General features: G+C 65.7%; 18 protein-coding genes. 10 read left to right on the top strand and 8 right to left on the bottom strand.

Features of this window, described 5'->3' with window-relative positions; translation table 11 throughout:
- Nucleotides 1-28: 28 nt before the first annotated feature.
- Genes G7Z99_RS06345 through G7Z99_RS06335 form a run of 3 tightly spaced genes read left to right on the top strand, consistent with a single transcriptional unit; the run spans nucleotide 29 to nucleotide 3,704 of the window.
- Complete coding sequence (locus tag G7Z99_RS06345; RefSeq protein ID WP_181092875.1) at nucleotides 29-1,843, top strand: sensor histidine kinase; 1,815 nt, start codon at nucleotides 29-31, stop codon at nucleotides 1,841-1,843.
- Complete coding sequence (locus G7Z99_RS06340; RefSeq protein WP_181092727.1) at nucleotides 1,840-3,249, top strand: sigma-54-dependent transcriptional regulator; 1,410 nt, start codon at nucleotides 1,840-1,842, stop codon at nucleotides 3,247-3,249. The genes G7Z99_RS06345 and G7Z99_RS06340 overlap by 4 nt, the downstream gene beginning before the upstream one ends.
- A complete protein-coding gene (locus tag G7Z99_RS06335) occupies nucleotides 3,246-3,704 on the top strand; it encodes a YiiD C-terminal domain-containing protein (protein ID WP_181092726.1) in 459 nt (152 codons plus the stop codon). Before G7Z99_RS06340 ends, G7Z99_RS06335 begins: the two co-directional genes overlap by 4 nt.
- Before the next feature lie 656 nt (nucleotides 3,705-4,360).
- Here G7Z99_RS06335 and cysQ read toward each other — a convergent pair.
- Both cysQ and nudE read right to left on the bottom strand, forming a co-directional pair.
- Nucleotides 4,361-5,218 carry a 3'(2'),5'-bisphosphate nucleotidase CysQ gene (gene cysQ / locus G7Z99_RS06330; RefSeq protein WP_181092725.1) on the bottom strand — a complete coding sequence of 286 codons (858 nt, stop codon included), beginning with the start codon at nucleotides 5,216-5,218 and terminating at the stop codon, nucleotides 4,361-4,363.
- Nucleotides 5,215-5,778 carry an ADP compounds hydrolase NudE gene (gene nudE, locus G7Z99_RS06325; protein ID WP_181092724.1) on the bottom strand — a complete coding sequence of 188 codons (564 nt, stop codon included), beginning with the start codon at nucleotides 5,776-5,778 and terminating at the stop codon, nucleotides 5,215-5,217. Before nudE ends, cysQ begins: the two co-directional genes overlap by 4 nt.
- A gap of 65 nt (nucleotides 5,779-5,843) precedes the next feature.
- Here nudE and yrfG point away from each other — a divergent pair, with 65 nt between their 5' ends.
- The 4 genes from yrfG (at nucleotide 5,844) to G7Z99_RS06305 (ending at nucleotide 10,491) form a co-directional block, all read left to right on the top strand.
- Nucleotides 5,844-6,506, top strand: a complete 663-nt coding sequence (yrfG, locus tag G7Z99_RS06320; RefSeq protein WP_181092723.1) for a GMP/IMP nucleotidase — start codon at nucleotides 5,844-5,846, stop codon at nucleotides 6,504-6,506.
- 130 nt (nucleotides 6,507-6,636) lie between these two features.
- Nucleotides 6,637-7,467: a formate dehydrogenase accessory sulfurtransferase FdhD gene (gene fdhD / locus G7Z99_RS06315; RefSeq protein ID WP_181092722.1), complete on the top strand. Its 831-nt coding sequence runs from the start codon at nucleotides 6,637-6,639 to the stop codon at nucleotides 7,465-7,467.
- Nucleotides 7,468-7,472: 5 nt separating this feature from the next.
- Complete coding sequence (locus G7Z99_RS06310) at nucleotides 7,473-9,812, top strand: FdhF/YdeP family oxidoreductase (RefSeq protein ID WP_181092721.1); 2,340 nt, start codon at nucleotides 7,473-7,475, stop codon at nucleotides 9,810-9,812.
- A gap of 211 nt (nucleotides 9,813-10,023) precedes the next feature.
- Complete coding sequence (locus G7Z99_RS06305; protein WP_181092720.1) at nucleotides 10,024-10,491, top strand: glycine zipper domain-containing protein; 468 nt, start codon at nucleotides 10,024-10,026, stop codon at nucleotides 10,489-10,491.
- Between the two features lie 52 nt (nucleotides 10,492-10,543).
- Here G7Z99_RS06305 and G7Z99_RS06300 read toward each other — a convergent pair whose 3' ends face one another.
- From G7Z99_RS06300 to hslO, 3 genes are all read right to left on the bottom strand, one after another.
- Complete coding sequence (locus tag G7Z99_RS06300) at nucleotides 10,544-10,966, bottom strand: acyl-CoA thioesterase (protein ID WP_181092719.1); 423 nt, start codon at nucleotides 10,964-10,966, stop codon at nucleotides 10,544-10,546.
- Nucleotides 10,967-11,163: 197 nt separating this feature from the next.
- Nucleotides 11,164-12,705, bottom strand: a complete 1,542-nt coding sequence (locus G7Z99_RS06295) for a phosphoenolpyruvate carboxykinase (RefSeq protein ID WP_181092718.1) — start codon at nucleotides 12,703-12,705, stop codon at nucleotides 11,164-11,166.
- Nucleotides 12,706-12,886: 181 nt separating this feature from the next.
- Nucleotides 12,887-13,789, bottom strand: a complete 903-nt coding sequence (hslO, locus tag G7Z99_RS06290; protein ID WP_181092717.1) for an Hsp33 family molecular chaperone HslO — start codon at nucleotides 13,787-13,789, stop codon at nucleotides 12,887-12,889.
- 108 nt (nucleotides 13,790-13,897) lie between these two features.
- Between hslO and G7Z99_RS06285 the strand changes: the two genes are divergently transcribed.
- Nucleotides 13,898-14,701, top strand: a complete 804-nt coding sequence (locus tag G7Z99_RS06285; RefSeq protein WP_181092716.1) for a phosphatase PAP2 family protein — start codon at nucleotides 13,898-13,900, stop codon at nucleotides 14,699-14,701.
- Between the two features lie 29 nt (nucleotides 14,702-14,730).
- On the opposite strand, the gene G7Z99_RS06280 is transcribed toward G7Z99_RS06285, so the two are convergent.
- A complete protein-coding gene (locus tag G7Z99_RS06280; RefSeq protein ID WP_181092715.1) occupies nucleotides 14,731-15,132 on the bottom strand; it encodes an RNA-binding S4 domain-containing protein in 402 nt (133 codons plus the stop codon).
- Nucleotides 15,133-15,244: 112 nt separating this feature from the next.
- On the opposite strand from G7Z99_RS06280, the gene rimB reads away from it, so the two are divergent.
- The gene (rimB, locus tag G7Z99_RS06275; RefSeq protein ID WP_181092714.1) at nucleotides 15,245-15,727 is read left to right on the top strand and encodes a retropepsin-like aspartic endopeptidase RimB; all 483 of its coding nucleotides are present in this window, start codon (nucleotides 15,245-15,247) and stop codon (nucleotides 15,725-15,727) included.
- The gene (rimK, locus tag G7Z99_RS06270) at nucleotides 15,724-16,629 is read left to right on the top strand and encodes a 30S ribosomal protein S6--L-glutamate ligase (protein ID WP_181092713.1); all 906 of its coding nucleotides are present in this window, start codon (nucleotides 15,724-15,726) and stop codon (nucleotides 16,627-16,629) included. The genes rimB and rimK overlap by 4 nt, the downstream gene beginning before the upstream one ends.
- Before the next feature lie 55 nt (nucleotides 16,630-16,684).
- Here the strand turns inward: rimK and G7Z99_RS06265 are convergent, their stop codons facing one another.
- Nucleotides 16,685-17,998, bottom strand: coding sequence for an ATP-binding protein (locus G7Z99_RS06265; RefSeq protein ID WP_181092712.1), 1,314 nt, complete (start codon nucleotides 17,996-17,998; stop codon nucleotides 16,685-16,687).
- A 124-nt stretch (nucleotides 17,999-18,122) separates the two neighbouring features.
- On the bottom strand, nucleotides 18,123-18,863 hold the full coding sequence (gene ompR, locus G7Z99_RS06260; RefSeq protein ID WP_181092711.1) for an osmolarity response regulator transcription factor OmpR: 741 nt from the start codon (nucleotides 18,861-18,863) through the stop codon (nucleotides 18,123-18,125).
- Nucleotides 18,864-19,029: the final 166 nt, after the last annotated feature.

Here is a 19,029-nt window from a genome sequence, read left to right as displayed (position 1 = left end):
CGTCAGGCCCTCCTGACGCATGCTCGCGATGATCTCCATTCCGATACCCCCGCGCCGCCCCCGGTGGCGCAGCCTTGCCCTGCTGGCCGTCTGCCTGGCGCCACTGCTGTGGCCGCTGCACCACCTGGCCGAGCGGTATTACCAGAGCGAGCTGGCCTCGCAGAACCGCCAGACCCTCGACCTGTACGTCGCCAACCTGCTCGGCACCCTGCACCGCTACGAGACGCTGCCGCAGATCCTGGGCGAGCTGCCGGCCCTGCGCACGGCGCTCGCCGACCCGCTCAGGCTCGAAGGGCTGACCAACGCCAACCGCGTGCTCAAGGACATCGCCCGCCAGACCGGCGCCGAGGTGATGTACCTGATGGACGTCAACGGCAACACCCTGGCCGCCTCCAACTGGGACAAGCCCGACAGCTTCGCAGGGCGCAACTTCGCCTTCCGGCCTTACTTCATGGAAGCCATGCAAGGCCGTCTGGGCCGGTTCTTCGGCCAGGGCACCACCTCGGCCAAGCGGGGCTACTTCTTCGCCGCCGCGGTGCGCGAGGGCGAACAGGTCATCGGCGTGCTGGTGGTCAAGGTCGATCTGGACCATACCGAGACCCTGTGGGGCCACACCCCGGAACAGCTGCTGCTGACCGATCACCATGGCGTGGTGGTGCTGACCTCGCGTCCGGACTGGCGATTCCGTGCGACACGCCCCTTGAGCGAGGCCGAGCGTGAAGCGGTCGCGGCGATCCAGCCCTACCCCACCAAGTCCCCGCAACCGCTGGAACTCAAGCCCGATGCCTGGCTGGTGCAGAGCGAAGGGATCGCCGAAACCGGCTGGCAGGTGAGCATCCTGGCGCCGCGCACGCTGGTCGATCGTTCGGTGCAGACGGTCATGGCCATCGGCGCAGGGGCCTTGCTGGTGCTGATGCTGTTGCTGGGGTTGGGCATGCAGCGGCGACGCCACTACATCGACCGCATCGGCCTGGAGGCCCATGGCCGCCAGGAGCTGGAAAAACGCGTGGTGGCGCGGACCGCCGACCTCGAAGGGCTCAACGCCCGGCTCAAGGAGGAAGTGCTCGAGCGCGAGCAGGCCCAGCAAGACCTGGTGCGTGCCCAGGATGAGCTGGTCCAGGCCGGCAAGCTGTCGGTGCTGGGGACCATGTCGGCGAGCATCAGTCATGAACTCAACCAGCCGCTGGCGGCCATTCGCAGCTACGCGGAAAACGCCGAGATCCTGCTCGACCACCAGCGCCTCGACGACGCGCGCGGCAACCTCAAGCTGATCGGCGAACTGACCGGGCGCATGGCCTCGATCATCGCGCACCTGCGCGCCTTCGCCCGGCGGGACCGGCATGCGCCGGAAAGCGTGGCGTTGCAGCCGGCCCTCGACGATGCCCTGGCGCTGCTGGCCAAGCGGCGCCGGGCCATGGCGGTGGAGCTGATCCGAGACCTGCCGGACGCGCCTCTCTGGGTACAGGCTGGTGAAACCCGGCTGCGCCAGGTGCTCGGCAACCTCCTGGCCAACGCCCTCGACGCCCTGACCGAGAAAGCCAACCCGCGGCGCCTGTGGATCAGTGCCGAACGGCACGACGAGCACGTCTACCTGTACATTCGCGACAACGGCCCCGGCTTCACCCGCCAGGCCCTGGAACAGGCCAAGGAGCCGTTCTTCACCACCAAGACACGCACCCAGGGCCTGGGGTTGGGGCTGGCCATCTGCGACAGCCTGATGCGTGCGCTGGGCGGGGAACTGCTGCTGGCCAACCACCCGGAAGGCGGCGCCCTGCTGACCCTGCAACTGCGGATCGCCAAGCCCGGCGCCAGCCTGCCATCTTCGGAGGACCCTTCGGCATGACGCCCGGAGATACGATCGACAGCCATGTCCAGGTGATCCTGGTCGACGATGACCCGCACCTGCGCCGTGCCCTGAGCCAGACCCTCGACCTGGCCGGCCTCAAGGTGGCCACACTGGACAGCGCCCAGGGCCTGGTCGAACGAATCGAGACCGACTGGCCTGGCGTGCTGGTCAGCGACATCCGCATGCCAGGCATCGATGGCCTGCAGCTGCTCGAGCGCGTGCACGCCCGTGACCGCGAGCTGCCGGTGTTGCTCATCACCGGGCATGGCGATGTGCCCCTGGCGGTACAGGCCATGCGGGCCGGTGCTTATGACTTCCTGGAAAAGCCCTTCGCCAGCGATGCGCTGCTCGACAGCGTGCGGCGTGCGCTCGATGTACGCCGGCTGGTGCTGGAGAACCGCAGCCTGCGCCTGGCGCTCAGCGACCGTCAGCAACTGGCGACCCGCCTGGTGGGCCAGTCGCCGTCGATGCTGCGCCTGCGCGAGCAGATCGGCGCACTGGCCGGCACCCGCGCCGACGTGCTGATCCTCGGCGAGACCGGGGCGGGCAAGGAGGTCGTGGCGCGCGCCCTGCATGACCTGTCGGCCCGGCGCAGTGGGCCCTTCGTGGCGATCAACGCCGGTGCGCTGGCCGAATCGGTGGTCGAGAGCGAGCTGTTCGGCCATGAGCCGGGGGCGTTCACGGGCGCGCAGAAGCGCCGCATCGGCAAGTTCGAGTTCGCCAACGGCGGCACCCTGTTCCTCGACGAAATCGAAAGCATGAGCCTGGACGTGCAGGTCAAGCTGCTGCGCCTGCTGCAGGAGCGCGTGGTCGAACGTTTGGGGGGCAATCAGTTGATCCCGCTGGACATCCGCGTGATCGCCGCGACCAAGGAAGACCTGCGCCAGGCGGCCGACCAAGGCCGCTTCCGCGCCGACCTGTATTACCGGCTGAACGTCGCCTCGCTGCGCATTCCTGCCTTACGCGAGCGTGGCGACGACATCCTGATGCTGTTCCAGCACTTCGCCGATGCCGCCAGCCAGCGCCATGGCCTGCCGCCCCATGACATGCAACCCGCCCAGCGCGCCTTGCTGCTGCGCCACACCTGGCCGGGCAACGTGCGTGAGCTGCAGAACGCCGCCGAGCGCTTCGCCCTGGGCCTGGAGCTGGCGCTGGACGGTCAGGAGCCGGTCGAGGTCGCGCTTCCAGGCGCCGTGGCGCAGTCAGACGGAAGCCTGAGCGAGCAGGTGGAGCAGTTCGAGCGGGCGTTGATCGTCGCCGAGATGGCGCGACCGCACACGTCCCTGCGCAGCCTCGCCGAAGCCTTGGGGATGCCGCGCAAGACCTTGCACGACAAGCTGCGCAAACACGGCCTGAGCTTCACCGACGGCCACGCACAGGACGACCAGGAGGACCCGCGGTGAATCGCCAGACCTGTCACGACTTGCAGGCCCTGCTGCACGACGACATCCCGTTGACGCGGCAAATGGGGCTGGAGGTACTGGATTGGGAAGCCCACACGCTGCGCCTGGGCTTGCCGCTGGCGGCCAACGTCAACCACAAGAACACCATGTTCGGCGGCAGCCTGTACTGCGGCGCCGTGCTGGCCGGCTGGGGATGGCTGCACCTGCGCCTGCGCGAAGCCGGCATCGAGGATGGGCACATCGTCATCCAGGAAGGCCAGGTCAGCTATCCGCTACCGGTCACCGGGGCCGCGGTCGCCGTGTGCGAGGCGCCGCCTGCCGACACCTGGGAGCGCTTCGTCAAACTGTACCAGCGGCGCGGACGGGCGCGGCTGGTCCTGGACACCGTCGTGCTCAATGAAGGGGACGAGACGCCGGCCGTGACCTTCAGCGGGCAGTACGTGCTACACCGTTGAGGCCGACGTCATGCCTTTCAGCGTCTTTGCCTGCCAGGCTGTGGGCCACACGCTGATCTGGCAGGGCGCTTCATCCCTTCTGTGGGAGTCCGCCCGCCGCCTTGGCGCCGCGCTGTCGCGCAGAGAACATGGCGATAGCTGGCAGGATCCGGAGCTTCATTGCTAATCGATTTTAGGGCCGCTTTGCGGCCCATCGCGGCCGGTCCGGCGCCCCGGCAGGGGCCGCTCCTACACCCGTAGCCCCACTGCGGGGTTGCAGGCTATCGCGGTCACCTGTGGGAGCGGCCCCTGTGCCGCGATTGGGCCCGCAGGGCCCACAAAATCCTGAAATTATTCCTTTTAAAATCAACAAGATATTTTATGTTCCATGAGAGCGGGCTTGCCCGCGATGCAGGCGGTGATGGACCGGACGCTATCGCGGGCAAGCCCGCTTCCACACAGGCTGTGTGAAAACCCCACCTGCTTTTTTCAAAGCGTGTTCCTACGCGAATTCTGAAGAAGCTTGGCGACTCAATGAACCCAGAATTCGCGTAGGACCGTGATCTTCAGGTTGTTTCTTGATCAGCTGCATCGGTCGAGAAGTTTTCACACAGCCTCCACAAGAGGACTGCGCTTGCCTGTAGCCTGGGGATGAGTCTGTGGATACAACAATGCCCTTATCTTGGGGCTTTTTCCACAGAGGTCGAAAGGTCTGAGGCCAGCGTCAGCAAGGTCTGGCGCCAGGGGGCGGCCGCAGGCAAGGCCAGGAAGTGCGCGTTGAGCAGCGACGCCCGGGGCGGATAGGCGAAGCGTTGGCCCTGAAGGTCGAGCACCTCGCCACCGGCGCCTTCGAGCACGCCCTGGGCGGCAGCGGTGTCCCATTGCGACGTCGGTGCCAGGCGCGGGTAGCAATCGGCGGCCCCTTCGGCCAGCAGGCAGAACTTCAAGGAGCTGCCGATGTTGGCCAGGGTCAGTGCTCCCAGCGCATCGCCTAGCCCTGCCAGCAGCGCTTCTTGCCGAGGGCTGGAATGACGCCGACTGGCGACGACCGTGAAGGGCTCGCCCACCGGTGGCTGGTGCCGGGCGCGGATGGGGCGCTCGACATCGCCCACGTCGGCCCGCCACGCGCCCAGGCCGCGCCCACCGTGGTAGCTGCGGCCGTTGACCGGCATCACCACCACGCCGAACACCACCTCGCCACGCTCGACCAGGGCGATGTTGACGGTGAACTCCTCGCTCCCGGCGATGAACTCCTTGGTGCCGTCCAACGGGTCCACCAGCCACCAGCGCGTCCAGCCCTCGCGCTGGGTGAGGGGGATGTCGCAGTCTTCTTCCGACAGCACGGGGATCTCCGGTGCCAGCGCCTTCAGGCCGGCCTCGATGACCGCATGCGCTGCCAGGTCGGCTGCCGTCACGGGGGAGTCGTCGGCCTTGGCGGTCACCGCCACGCCGGCGCGCCAGAACGGCATGATCGCCTCGCCGGCACGACGTGCCAGGGTGACGACGGCCTGCATCAGGTCGCGATCGTCGCTCATGCGAACAGCTCCCGTTGCGACAGCAGGTCGCGTACCAGGTACAGCGCCGCCAGTGCCCTGCCCTCGGAAAACTGCGGGTGCATGGCCAGCGCCGACAGCTCGCGCAGGTTGACCTTGTCCACGCGCATCGGCTCGGGCTCGTCGCCTTCCAGGCGCTCCTCGTAGAGGTCGGTGGCCAGCACCACCTGGATCTTCTGGCTCATGTAGCCAGGCGACAGCGACAGCTCGGTCAGGTGCTCCAACTGGCGCGCGCCAAAGCCGGCTTCTTCCTTGAGCTCACGGTTGGCGGCCGCCAGCACGTCCTCGCCGGGCTCGATCAGGCCCTTGGGCAAGGACAGCTCATAGCTGTCGGTGCCGCCGCAGTATTCCTCGACCAGCACGGCGTGCTCGCTGTCGAGCATGGCCACGATCATCACCGCGCCGTGGCCGGTGCCGCTGCCGACCAGCCGCTCGTAGGTCCGTTCGGTCCCGTTGGTGAAACGCAGTTGCACGGCTTCGACTCGGAACAGGCGACTGCTGGCGACGATCTCGCGACCGAGCACGGTGGGTTTCTGGCGCATGGGAACGGCTCCTTGGCATGAACGGGTTACTATACCGTGGCTTGCCGACCGATCGAGAACTTCACATGCCTCTTCTGAACTGGACGTCCATCGACACCGTGCTGCTGGACATGGACGGCACCCTGCTCGACCTGCACTACGACAATCAGTTCTGGCTGGAACACCTTCCGGCCCGCTACGCCCAGGTGCATGGCGTGAGCCGTGCGATGGCCGAGCTGGAGCTGCAACCGCTGTTCGAGCGCAACGCCGGCACCCTCAATTGGTACTGCCTGGACTTCTGGAGCCGGGAGCTGAACCTGCCGATCCGTGAGCTCAAGCGCGAGATCGCCGACCTGATCGCCCTGCGCCCGGACGCCGACGTGTTCCTGGCTGCCGTGCGTGACGCGGGCAAGCGTGTGGTGATGATCACCAATGCCCACCGTGATTCGCTGTCGCTCAAGCTGGAGCGGGTGGAGCTGGCGCCGTACTTCGAGCGCCTGATCAGCTCCCATGACTATGGTTTCCCCAAGGAAAGCCCGCAGTTCTGGGACGCCCTGCAGGCGGACCTCGGTTTCACGCCCGCGCGCAGCCTGTTCATCGACGACACCCTGGCGGTCCTGCGCAGCGCCCAGCGCTTCGGCGTGGGCCATCTGCTGGCCGTGCGCGAGCCGGACAGCCGACGCGGACCGCGCGACACCGAGGAGTTCGCGGCCGTGGAGGATTACCGGGCATTGCTCGACGGGCTGTGACCGCCTCGGCAACGGACAGACAGCCGTCCATCGACGGCGTCTATCACGGTATCGAGTCAAGCGATTAGACGGGTTGTCCATAGAGGCATACGCTTGATCGAGTGATAAACGCCGCCGGTGATCCGTTGCCATGAACAGCACACTTCCGGTCTGCGCGGCATCCACGTCCTTCGCCCTGCCTGCCGCTCGCAGCACCTACGACTACCAACCCCTCGACGCGTCCTGCGCCGAGGCGACACCGCTTGCCGAGGAAGTGGCCTTGGCCATCGCCTACAACGGCCTCAACCAGGCGGTCATGCTGGTCAGCCCCACCGACCTCGAGGACTTCGTGGTCGGGTTCAGCGTCGGCAGCGGCATCGTCGCCGACCTGTCCGATGTGTACGACCTCAGGCTCTCAGGCAGTGGCTCGGCACTCCACGCCGACGTGCAGATTTCCAGCCGTGCCTTCTGGGCCTTGAAAGACCAGCGCCGCCAACTGGCGGGAACCAGCGGCTGTGGCTTGTGCGGGGTGGAGGCCCTGGAGCAGGCGCTGCCTGAGCTGAGCGCGCTGCCCGGCGCCCCGCTCCCCCCGGCGGCCTGGCTGCAGGGCCTGCGCCAGCGGATCGAACCGTTCCAGGTCCTGGGCCAGGACTGCGGTGCCGTGCATGCCGCCCTGTTCATGGACGCCCGGGGCGACCTGCTGATGGGCCGTGAAGACATCGGCCGACACAACGCCCTGGACAAGGTGATCGGTGGCCTGCTGCGCCAGCGCATCGACACGGCCGGCGGCCTGGCGATCGTGACCAGCCGCTGCAGCCTGGAACTGATCCAGAAGGTCCTGCGTGCCGGCATCCAGACCCTGGTCAGCCTGTCCGCGCCGACCGGCCTGGCCACGCAGTGGGCGCGCCGCCACAACCTCAACCTCATTCATTTGCCCAAACACAGTGCACCGCGGGTATTCAGCCCCGTGAGGGAGCCGTGATCGCCATGACCACCCATCAGCAACTTCCCCAGACCAAATCCAACCCTCGCTACAAGCCCTATGCCGGCCCGGCCGGCGGCTGGGGCGCGCTGCGCAGCGTGGCCAAGGCCTGGGTCGGCAGCGACAACGCGCTGAAGAACATCCGCGCCCTGCTCAAGACCAACCAGAACGGCGGCTTCGACTGCCCGGGCTGCGCCTGGGGCGACTCGCCCGAAAGCGGCATGGTCAAGTTCTGCGAGAACGGCGCCAAGGCCGTCAATTGGGAAGCCACCAAGCGCCGTGTCGACGCGGCGTTCTTCGCCAAGCACAGCGTGAGCGCGCTGCTCGAGCAGAGCGACTACTGGCTGGAGTACCAAGGCCGCCTGACCGATCCGATGGTGTACGACCCGCAGACCGATCGCTACCAGCCGATCGACTGGGACAGTGCCTACGCCCTGATCGCCCAGCACCTCAAGGGGCTGGACAGCCCCGACCAGGCCGAGTTCTATACCTCGGGCCGGGCCAGCAACGAGGCCGCGTTCCTGTACCAGCTGTTCGTCCGCGCCTATGGCACCAACAACTTCCCCGACTGCTCGAACATGTGCCACGAAGCCAGTGGCGTGGCGCTGGGCCAGAGCGTCGGTGTGGGCAAGGGCACGGTGACCTTCCACGACTTCGAGCACGCCGACGCGATCTTCGTCTGGGGTCAGAACCCAGGCACCAACCACCCGCGCATGCTCGACCCGCTGCGTGACGCGGTCAAGCGCGGTGCCCAGGTGGTCTCGGTCAATCCGCTCAAGGAGCGTGGCCTGGAGCGCTTCCAGCACCCGCAGAACCCGTTGGAGATGCTCACCAACAGCGACCGCCCGACCAACACCGCCTACTTCCGCCCGGCCCTGGGCGGCGACATGGCGCTGCTGCGCGGCATGGCCAAGTTCCTGCTGCAATGGGAACGCGAAGCGCAGGCCAAGGGTGAGCCGGCGATCTTCGACCATGCCTTCATCGCCGAGCACGGCCATGGGATCGACGCCTACCTCGAGGCGGTCGACGCCACGCCGTGGGCGCACATCGAAACGCAGTCGGGCCTGTCCCTGGCCGAGGTCGAACAGGCCGCGCGCATGTACTGCAAGGGCAAGCGGGTGATCATGTGCTGGGCGATGGGCATCACCCAGCATCGCCATTCGGTGCCGACCATCCAGGAAATCGTCAACGTCATGCTGCTGCGCGGCAACCTTGGCATGCCGGGCGCCGGTCTGTGCCCGGTGCGTGGCCACAGCAACGTGCAGGGCGACCGTACGATGGGCATCAACGAGCGCCCGCCGGTGGTGCTGCTGGACAACATCGAGCGTCGCTTCGGCTTCACGGTGCCGCGTCAGAACGGCCACAACACGGTCGAGGCGATCCACGCCATGCTCGACGGCCGCGCCAAGGTCTTCATCGGCCTGGGCGGCAACTTCGCCCAGGCGACGCCGGACACCGCGCGCACGCACCAGGCCTTGCGCAACTGCGACCTGACCGTGCAGATCAGCACCAAGCTCAACCGCAGCCACTTGGTGCACGGCAAGCAGGCGCTGATCCTGCCGTGCCTGGGGCGGACCGATATCGACCGCCAGGTCGAGGGCCCGCAGGCCGTCACCGTGGAAGACTCCTTCAGCATGGTGCATGCATCCAACGGCCAGTTGCAGCCGCTGTCCAAGGCCATGCGTTCGGAACCGGCCGTGGTGGCGGGGATCGCAGCAGCGACCCTGGGCAACCACCCGATCGACTGGCACTGGGCCGTGGCCGACTATGACCGCATCCGCGAGCTGATCGCCGACACCATCCCGGGCTTTGCCGGCTTCAACGAGCGCCTGCTCGAGCCAGGCGGTTTCTACCTGGGCAACACGGCGGGCTCCCGAGTGTGGAAGACCCCCACCGGCAAGGCCAACTTCAAGCCCAACCTGCTGCCGGACACCCTGATCGACGAACGCGTACGTGCCAGCGGCCAGGTGCCGGACCTGGTCATGCAGTCGATGCGCTCCCATGACCAGTACAACACCACCATCTATGGCCTGGACGACCGTTACCGCGGCGTACGCGGCCAGCGCGACGTGATCTTCGCCAACGAGGCGGACATCATGCGCCTGGGCTTCGTGCCTGGGCAGAAGGTGGACATCGTGTCGTTGTGGGGTGACAAGATCGAGCGACGCGTCAACGGCTTCACGCTGCTGGCGTTCGACATTCCGGCGGGTCAGGCAGCGGCGTACTACCCTGAGGTCAACCCATTGGTGCCGCTGGACAGTATCGGCGATGGCAGCCACACCCCCACGTCGAAGTTCGTGGCCATTCGCCTGGAAGCCCCTCGCGACACCGGGCGTATTGTGTAAAACTTAAGTAAAGCGGGAACTAAAAACCCCCTCGCATTCGAGGGGGTTTTAATAAGCGCAACCCGTTAAGACCGGGACTTGGAAAGAAAGTTTCAGTGCAAAAACAATAACCTGACAAACTGTTAGTGCAACGGGTTATTCGTCGGTTTTTGGTTGCCAGTTTCAACTTCGCACTTCACATTCGCCTCGTCAATTACATGAGGCTTTCTCAATGAAGAAGTACTCCTCGATTCTTTTGTTGTCCTTTGGCCTGTTCAGTGGTGCCGTCATGGCGGGTGGCAACACCGAAGCCGGCGTTGGTGGCGCATTGGGTGGGGTACTCGGCTCCGTCGTGGGCCAGTCGATTGGCGGCAGCACCGGTTCGGCCATCGGCGCAGGCCTGGGTGGCGCTGCCGGCAGCGCCGTTGGGGCCAACAAGCGTCAGCGTGGTGAAGCAGCCATCGGCGGTGCCTTGGGCGCCGCAGGCGGCAACGTGGTCGGTCGTAGCGTAGGTGGCACCACCGGCAGCCTGATCGGCGCCGCCGCAGGCGGTGGTGCAGGCGGTGCCCTGGGCAACTACATGGGCAACAAGGCCGATCAGGACGATCGACGTGATCGTCGTGGCTACGACAACCGTCGTTACGACCGTGGCCATCACTACGGCCACCGCAAGCACAAGCGTCACTGGCGCCACCGCTGAGGGCGACGCCGGGCCTACCCGCCCCTGTAGCCGGCCCTGGCTTGCACCCGGCCTACAGGGTCCGCAGTGCTTCTCTCAGCCCTTCCGGCAACCGCGCCGGCTCTCCACTGGCGCGGTCGACGAACACCTGCACCCACCGGCCCGTCGCACAGGCCTGATCGTCGCCCCGGCGAAACAGCACGAGCCGATATTCCACGGTGCTTCCACTGGCGCCCAGGATGCCCAGCCCCACTTCGAGGTCGTCGGGGAAACCGGGCAGCGCCAGGAAGTCCGCCGAGGTGTGGATGACGAAGGCCGCCAACGCACCCTCACGCAGGTCGAGCCCGGCCCGTTGCAACAAGAATGCCTGCACGGCGGACTCGAAACAGGCGTGCACGGCTGCGCTCGACAGGAAGCCATTGGCGTCGTTGTCCTGGTAACGGCTGGTGAGGGTGTGGAAGTAACCGCAATCGGTACGGGAGGGAGCATCGATCATGGAGGGCGACCTATTGGTCAGAGGGTGTCCGGGTGGCTGCTGCGCAGCCAAATCGCTGGCAAGCCAGCTCCCACAAGGCACGTGGCTCCATTGCGTGCCTTGTAGGAGCTGGCTTGCCAGCAATGGGCCGCCTGGCGGCCCTGAGTGCTTCAACCCAACGGTCTCAGTGACTGAGCCGTCGGGCAGTCACCAGCCTCTTACAGCTGTGGACCCGCTGCCGCGATGGCCTCGGAAACTTCGAACTTCTTGAAGTTCTCGATGAACAGCTTCGCCAGGCCTTTGGCGGCCTCGTCGTAGGCAGCCGGATCAGCCCAGGTGTTGCGTGGGTTGAGCAGGTTGGTCTCGACGCCAGGCACGGCCTTCGGCACGTCCAGATTGATGATGTCCAGGTGCTCGGTCTCGGCACCGATCAGCGCGCCGCTCTGGATGGCGGCGATCACGGCACGGGTGGTCGGGATGTTGAAACGCTTGCCGACGCCGTAGCCACCACCGGTCCAGCCGGTGTTGACCAGGTAGACCTTGGACCCGAAGCCATTGATACGCTTGATCAGCAGCTCGGCGTACTCACCGGCCGGGCGCGGGAAGAACGGCGCGCCGAAGCAGGTGGAGAAGGTCGACTTGATGCCGCTGCCCGACCCCATCTCGGTGGAACCGACCAAGGCGGTGTAGCCGGACAGGAAGTGGTAGGCCGCCTGCTCGTTGTTCAGGATCGACACCGGAGGCAGTACGCCGGTCAGGTCGCAGGTCAGGAAGATGACTGCGTTCGGCTCGCCGCCCAGGTTGGCGTCGGAGCGCTTGGCAACGTGCTCGAGCGGGTAGGCGGCACGGCTGTTCTGAGTCAGGCTGACGTCGGTGTAGTCGGCGTGCTTGGCGTCATCGATGATGACGTTTTCCAGCACCGCACCGTGCTTGATGGCTTTCCAGATGACCGGCTCGTTCTTCTCGGACAGGTCGATGCACTTGGCATAGCAACCGCCTTCCATGTTGAACACCACGCCTTCGCCCCAGCCGTGCTCGTCGTCACCGATCAGGTAGCGGCTTTCGTCGGCCGACAGGGTGGTCTTGCCGGTGCCGGACAGGCCGAAGAACAGGGTGACGTCGCCGTCTTCGCCGATGTTGGCAGCGCAGTGCATCGGCAGCACGTCGGCCGCCGGCAGCAGGAAGTTCTGCACCGAGAACATGGCTTTCTTCATTTCGCCGGCGTAGCGCATGCCTGCGATCAGCACCTTCTTCTGGGCGAAGTTGATGATCACGCAACCATCGGAGTGGGTGCCGTCACGCTCGGGTACGCACTCGAAGTTGGCCACGTTGAGGATCTGCCACTCGTCACGACCGGCCGGGTTGTACTGGGCCGGGTTGATGAACAGGCAGCGGCCGAACAGGTTCTGCCAGGCCGTCTGGGTGGTCATGCGCACGGGCAGGTAGTGCGCGTCGGCAGCCCCTACGTGAACGTAGGAAACGAAGTGATCCTGGGCAGCGTTGAAGGTTTCCACGCGGTCCCACAGGGCATCGAACTTGTCGGCCGGGAACTTGCGGTTGATCGGGCCCCAGGCGATGGCCTCGGTGGTGCTCGGCTCGTCGACGATGAAACGATCGGCTGGCGAACGCCCGGTACGGTGGCCGGTTTGCACCACCAGCGCACCCGTGTCAGCCAACTCCCCTTCACCGCGAGACAGCGCTTCTTTTACCAGATCATCGACATTCAGGTCGGTGTACACGGTGTTGTTGGCTTGCGTCATGAGAATACCCTATCAGGCCTGCGGCCGAGTGTTCCAAACGTTTTGTAGTCGTCTGTTCCAAACTACTACAGCGAAAAAAAGTGGCCGGATTATGCCAGAAACGCCCAAAAAAAGTAGACCCCTCCTGTCAGAACAGCCGCTTAGCGCTGCATGACAGGAGAATCCCCTGAGATTAAACGTTTCAGTGACGAGTTTCTGACGGCGCTTCTGTCCCGCCCCCTGCAAACAGTTGGCGAATGTCGGCTTCATCGAAGACATAGCGCTCGTTGCAGAACTGGCAATCGACCTCGACGCGGTTGTTCATTTCGTGCACCAGGGCCAGTGCATCGGCTTCGCCCAGGCTGATCAGGGCATTGCCGGAACGCTCGCGGGAGCAGCTGCAGCGAAAGCGCAGCGGGTGGGTATCGAACAGGCGTACGGCCTCGTCGTGGTACAGGCGGTGCAGCAGGGTCTGGTTGTCGAGCGTCAGAAGCTCTTCGTGCGACAGGGTCGCGGCCAGGGTCGTCACGTGCTGCCAGCTGGCCGCGCGGTCGTCCTCGTCGCGTTCACGGTCGACCGGCAACTGCTGCAGCAGCAGGCCGCGGGCGTGCTCACCGTTGGCGTCGAGCCAGAAGCGGGTGTTCACCTGCTGCGACTGCACGAAGTAGTTGGTGAAGCACTGCGACAGGTCGGTACCGTCCAGGTCGACGATCCCCTGATAACGCTGGCCCTTGACCGGGTCGATGGTGAAGGTCAGGTCGCCCGAAGGCATCAGTTGGTGCAAGGTGGCGTCGTCGGCGATCTGCTCGGCTTCGTAACGGGCCATGCCGCGGATGTCGCGCTCGCTGGAGCACTCGACCATCAGCAAAGGGACCGGCCCCGACGAACGCGCCTGCAGGGTCATGATGCCGTCGAACTTCAGCGTCCCCACCAGCAGCGCGGCAGCGGCCATGAGTTCGCCAAGCAGCAGGGCCACCGGGCGCGGATACGGGTGACGGGCCAGCACTTCGGCGTAGCTGCGGTCCAGTTGCACCCACTCGCCGCGCACATCGCGGTCATCGAAGATGAAACGTTGGGTGAAATCGGTCTCGGGAATATCGTGCATGAGTTCTGGGTATCTGAAAATAATGACAAAATGTTTGCAGCTCGATGACGAGCCCGTTTTGGCGCCCTCGTGGCGTCTTGAATCCCTGCGTGTAATGGAAGGTATCTTATGGACAATCGGCCACTGTTCCAAGCCAAGTGGTCCTGGGGGCCATTGGCAGCCTGTACCGTGCTGCCCATCGCTCTACTGTGTTTCTGGTTATGGCCACTTGGCCAGATGTTGTGCACCGCATTCGACGAATGGCTGTTCCACAGCCTCAATACGCCGCTGACCGACCATGTGGTGTGGCGGTCGATCTGGGCGGTCGGCAGCCTGCGCCCGTTCGACATCGTCGTGGGGTTGATCCTGCTGGGCCTGCTGATCAAGGGCAATTGGGTGTTCAGGGCCTGCCAGGTCCGCGAAGCCTTCTTCGGCTTTCTGGTCACGCTGATCCTGTTAGTGGTGATTCGTGCGCTGTTTTCCAAGTGGACCGACGCGATGGGCTGGCAACACGAGAGCCCGTCGATGGTGCTGCCCGATGCCGTGCGCCTAAGCGACTTCTACCCGCACCTGGAAGCGCGCTGGGAACTCAAGGACCGCTCCGGCCAGAGTTTCCCGGGCGATCATGCCTCCGTGCTGCTGATCTGGGCACTGTTCATGAGCCTGTTCAGCCGTCGCATCGGGCAGTACCTGGTGGTCTGGGGCCTGGCCGTGCTGTTCATGCTGCCGCGCCTGGTCGCCGGTGCCCACTGGGGCCAGGACGACTACATCGGTGGCCTGCTGATGGCGATCCTGGCCCTGGGCTGGAGCTGCTATACGCCCTTGGCAGCCAAGGCCAGCGCGGCCCTGCTGCGCTGGACGTCCGGGCTGTTCGCGCTGCTGGCGCGAGTGCCGCTGGTCAAGTGCCTGAGCGTGGTCAAGGCGCCACGTTGATGACCGGGGCGCCTTAGCGCCCCGTCGCCTCAGTCATGGCTACCCTGCAGCTGATGGATCTGCCGGCGCTGCTTCTTGGTCGGGCGCCCCTCGGTGGTGACACCGAGCGCCCCGGCCTTGCGCAGGTCCGCCGCCTGCTGCCGACGCCGGATGCTGTCCTCGGTCTCCTCGTACAGCGTCTGGGCCTCCGGCGCCCCCCGGCGCACCACGGAGAGCGCCTTGACCACGATGGTGCGCTCGTCGAAGCCGGTGCGCAGCACGAAGTGATCACCGACCCGTGGTTCCTTGCCCGGCTTGCAGCGCTCGCCCCGACAATGCACCTTGCCGCTTTCGATCGCCGCCTTGGCCAGGGCGCGGGTCTTGTAGAACCGTGCGGCCCATAGCCATTTGTCCAGACGGACCTTGTCGTCTTCTTCCGACTTTTGCGCCATCTCGCTTCCTCGAATGCTGTCTGTCACAGAACTGTACTACTGTCGGTGGCGGATGCAAAAACGCCCTGCCGTGCAGTACAGTGCCCACCTGAATTCGCAGGGTGATGCAGTCGTGAAAACATTTGACCACCTGAGTGTGATCGGCCTGCGCGAGTGGGTGGCCCTGCCCCTGCTCGGCCTGGCCGGCTTGCGTGCCAAGGTCGACACCGGAGCCAGCACGTCCGCCTTGCATGCGACGGACATCGAGCCGTTCGAACGAGACGGTCAGCCGTGGGTCAGATTCACTGCCCACCTCGGTTCGATCGTGCAGCTGCGGCATCGCCGCTGCGAAGCGCCCCTGGTGACCATGAAGACCATCAAGAGCTCCAATGGCCACGCCCAGTATCGCTACGTGATCCGCACGCCCCTGGCATTGGGCGATCGGGTCTGGGACGTCGAGTTCACGCTGACCTGTCGCAAGACCATGCGCTACCGCCTGCTGCTAGGCTCCAGGGCGCTGGTCCAGGGTCAACTGGTGGTCAACCCGGGTCTGAAGTACGTCCAGGATAAACCGGCCTTTCCGGTTTCAACCATTCCAGCCACAGGTGCTGCATGAAGATCGCTGTGCTTTCGCGTAACCCGCGTCTGTATTCAACCCGCCGCCTGGTCGAAGCCGGTACTCAACGCGGCCATGAAATGGTGGTGATCGACACCCTGCGCGCCTACATGAACATCGCCAGCCACAAGCCGCAGATCCACTACCGGGGCAAACCGCTGGAAGGCTTCGACGCCGTGATCCCGCGCATCGGGGCCTCGGTGACCTTCTACGGCTGCGCGGTGTTGCGCCAGTTCGAGATGATGGGCGTGTTCCCGCTCAACGAATCGGTGGCCATCGCCCGCTCGCGGGACAAGCTGCGTTCGCTGCAGCTGTTGTCCCGACGGGGCATCGGCCTGCCGATCACCGGCTTCGCCCACTCCCCCGACGACATTCCGGACCTCATCCAGATGGTCAACGGCGCGCCGTTGGTGATCAAGGTCCTGGAAGGCACCCAGGGGATCGGCGTGGTGCTGTGCGAAACCACCAAGGCAGCCGAATCGGTGATCGAGGCCTTCATGGGCCTCAAGCAGAACATCATGGTGCAGGAGTACATCAAGGAAGCCGGCGGCGCCGACATCCGCTGCTTCGTGGTGGGCGACAAGGTCATCGCCTCGATGAAGCGTCAGGCCAAGCCTGGCGAGTTTCGCTCCAACCTGCACCGCGGCGGCGTCGCCAGCCTGATCAAGATCACGCCCGAGGAGCGCATGACCGCCATCCGCGCCGCCAAGGTCATGGGCCTGAGCGTCGCCGGCGTGGACATCCTGCGCTCCAACCACGGGCCGCTGGTCATGGAGGTCAACTCGTCCCCAGGGCTGGAAGGCATCGAGGTCACCACCAGCAAGGACGTCGCCGGGATGATCATCGAACACCTGGAAAAACACGGCGGGCCGAACCAGACCCGTACCAAGGGCAAGGGCTGACCCCGTCGCCCCTGCCGGGCATCGCGCCCGGCAGGATCCGACTCAGGACGGCGGCTCAGACCGCATCGCGTGGCAGCAGCAACCCCAACGGCAGGCGCACACGGGCCTCGATGCCCCCGCCAGAGCGATTGCGCAGTTCGACGTTGCCGCCATGCTGTGCGGCAATGCGCTTGACGATGGCCAGACCCAGCCCGGTGCCCTTGCCGCTGCGTGCCCGGTCCCCGCGGATGAACGGGTTGAAGATGGTCTCCAGCTCCGACGGATCGATGCCCGCGCCCCGGTCGAGCACGCTCAGCACCACGTAGGGCGCGCTCTGATCCCCGGACACGGACGCGGCGACTTCCACTGCCTCGCCCGCGTGATACAGGGCATTGCCCACCAAGTTGGTCAGCATGCGCTTGACCGAGACCCGGCGCAGCGGGAAGGGTGGAATGGGCTCCAGGCACAGCCGCACGCGCTCCTCCGGCTGATTGAACGGCGCCACCACCTCGTGCACCAGGCTCACCAGGTCGACCTCCTCGACAGGCTCGTCGCGACCGTCACGGATGAAGGCCAGGAACTGGTCGAGGATGGCATCCATGTCCTCGATGTCACGCACCATGTCGTCGGTCAGCTCGCCTTCGGTCGGCAGCAGGGACAACGACAGCCGCAAGCGTGTCAGCGGCGTGCGCAGGTCGTGGGAAACACCGGCCAGCATCAGTTCGCGTTCGCGTGCGGCCTGCTCGACGTCCTCGGCCATCTGGTTGAACGAGCGGTACACCTCGGTCATTTCACTGGGCGTGTCGCTGATCGGCAGGCGCACGCTGCGCCCCTGCCCCAACTGGCGCGCGGCGAACACCAGGCGCTTGAGCGGCTGGTTGAGCTGGCGCACGAAGATCCAGGCCGAGGCGGTGGAGAGCAGGCCGATGGCCAGGAACCAGCCCAGCACGTTCCAGATCTTCTGCCCGCGCAGGGGGTGCGGATACAACGGCACTTTCAGCCAGCCCGGCCCCAGGCTGGGAGCATTGACCCAGAGCGCGGGCGGCGCGTGGATGCGCAGACGCACCTCGGTGTCCTCGCCCAGCTCGGCCTGCATCTGGCGCTGGTAGATCTCGCTGTAGGGCCAGTGCTGCTCACCTTCGGGCACACCGGCGCCGGTGACGCGGATCAGGCCTGCGGCCTCGGCGATCTTGTCGCGGTTCTCCTCATCGGCGGCCCAGTAGGCACGCAGGGTCAGCGCCACACCATGGCTGTACTGACGATCGACGAGCACGTCTTCGTTCATCAGCAGGTAGACCAGGGTCAGGGCCTTGGAGAACAGCACCACGATCAGCACCAGCCACAAGGTGCGGGCGAAGAAGCTTTGCGGGAACCACACGGGGGTCTTCATCGGGAACGGCTACCAAGGTGCGAGGGTGAACGAGCCGGCAGGATCGTCTTGGACGGCCCAGACGAAAACAGGGCGAACCCGTGGGCCCGCCCTGTCGCGGCACAGCCAGCCGAAGAGCTGGCCGTCATTTGCTGGCGTTTCCGTCCGGCACGAACACATAGCCGACACCCCAGACCGTCTGGATGTAGCGCGGCTTGGACGGGTCCGGCTCGATCATGCGGCGCAGTCGCGAGATCTGCACGTCGATGGAGCGTTCCAGCGCGTCCCATTCGCGACCCCGCGCCAGGTTCATCAGCTTGTCGCGGGTCAGCGGTTCACGTGCGTGCATGACCAGGGCCTTGAGCACCGCGAACTCGCCGGTGGTGAGCATGTGCACCTCGTCACCCTTCTTCAGCTCGCGGGTGGCCAGCGACAGCGCGTAGTCCCCGAAGGTGACCGTCTCGTCCTCGCTGCCCGGTGCGCCCGGCACGCTGGTGGCCTGACGGCGCAGCACGGCCTTGACCCGGGCGACCAGTTCGTCGGGGTTGAACGGTTTGGCCAGGTAGTCGTCGGCCCCCAGCTCCAGGCCCTTGATCCGGCTGAGCTCGTCGCCCTTGGCGGTGAGCATGATGATCGGGATCTGGTTGTTGCCCGCGCGCAGGCGACGGCAGGCGGAGAGGCCATCCTCGCCCGGCAGCATCAGGTCGAGCACGATCAGATTGAAGACTTCACGGGCCAGCAGACGGTCCATCTGCTCCACGTTGGGGACGGCGCGCGCACGGTAGCCCTTGCTGGTGAAGAAGCGCTCCAGCAGGCTGCTCAGACCCGGGTCATCGTCGACGATGAGAATCTTTTCGCCTTCAGCGTTGGTTGCGGTGCTGCTCATGGATAACTCCTCTGATCTCGGCGCGCATTATGGCGTAGCCAGGGGACGCCGTGCCGGGTGCATTGTTAGCAGATTTTTCCTCCCGGAACACGGAATCCGCAGCGCGGCACCGGCCCGAGCGAGCGCGCCGAGCGCGATGCACGACGCCGAGCGCGCCGCACCCGCC

The sequence above is a fragment of the Pseudomonas entomophila genome, from assembly GCF_013523165.1.
Classification (GTDB): domain Bacteria; phylum Pseudomonadota; class Gammaproteobacteria; order Pseudomonadales; family Pseudomonadaceae; genus Aquipseudomonas; species Aquipseudomonas entomophila_A.
The sequence above is the reverse complement of the archived record's forward strand: the minus strand, read 5'-3'. Positions and strand labels throughout refer to the sequence as shown.

Bases quoted from the DNA above. Each gene is read 5' to 3' on its own strand.
- G7Z99_RS06345 (WP_181092875.1), top strand. From the start codon at position 29: ATGATCTCCATTCCGATACCCCCGCGCCGCCCCCGGTGGCGCAGCCTT.
- G7Z99_RS06340 (WP_181092727.1), top strand. From the start codon at position 1,840: ATGACGCCCGGAGATACGATCGACAGCCATGTCCAGGTGATCCTGGTC.
- cysQ (WP_181092725.1), bottom strand. From the start codon at position 5,218: ATGAGCGACGATCGCGACCTGATGCAGGCCGTCGTCACCCTGGCACGT.
- nudE (WP_181092724.1), bottom strand. From the start codon at position 5,778: ATGCGCCAGAAACCCACCGTGCTCGGTCGCGAGATCGTCGCCAGCAGT.
- yrfG (WP_181092723.1), top strand. From the start codon at position 5,844: ATGCCTCTTCTGAACTGGACGTCCATCGACACCGTGCTGCTGGACATG.
- fdhD (WP_181092722.1), top strand. From the start codon at position 6,637: ATGAACAGCACACTTCCGGTCTGCGCGGCATCCACGTCCTTCGCCCTG.
- G7Z99_RS06310 (WP_181092721.1), top strand. From the start codon at position 7,473: ATGACCACCCATCAGCAACTTCCCCAGACCAAATCCAACCCTCGCTAC.
- G7Z99_RS06305 (WP_181092720.1), top strand. From the start codon at position 10,024: ATGAAGAAGTACTCCTCGATTCTTTTGTTGTCCTTTGGCCTGTTCAGT.
- G7Z99_RS06300 (WP_181092719.1), bottom strand. From the start codon at position 10,966: ATGATCGATGCTCCCTCCCGTACCGATTGCGGTTACTTCCACACCCTC.
- G7Z99_RS06295 (WP_181092718.1), bottom strand. From the start codon at position 12,705: ATGACGCAAGCCAACAACACCGTGTACACCGACCTGAATGTCGATGAT.
- hslO (WP_181092717.1), bottom strand. From the start codon at position 13,789: ATGCACGATATTCCCGAGACCGATTTCACCCAACGTTTCATCTTCGAT.
- G7Z99_RS06285 (WP_181092716.1), top strand. From the start codon at position 13,898: ATGGACAATCGGCCACTGTTCCAAGCCAAGTGGTCCTGGGGGCCATTG.
- G7Z99_RS06280 (WP_181092715.1), bottom strand. From the start codon at position 15,132: ATGGCGCAAAAGTCGGAAGAAGACGACAAGGTCCGTCTGGACAAATGG.
- rimK (WP_181092713.1), top strand. From the start codon at position 15,724: ATGAAGATCGCTGTGCTTTCGCGTAACCCGCGTCTGTATTCAACCCGC.
- G7Z99_RS06265 (WP_181092712.1), bottom strand. From the start codon at position 17,998: ATGAAGACCCCCGTGTGGTTCCCGCAAAGCTTCTTCGCCCGCACCTTG.
- ompR (WP_181092711.1), bottom strand. From the start codon at position 18,863: ATGAGCAGCACCGCAACCAACGCTGAAGGCGAAAAGATTCTCATCGTC.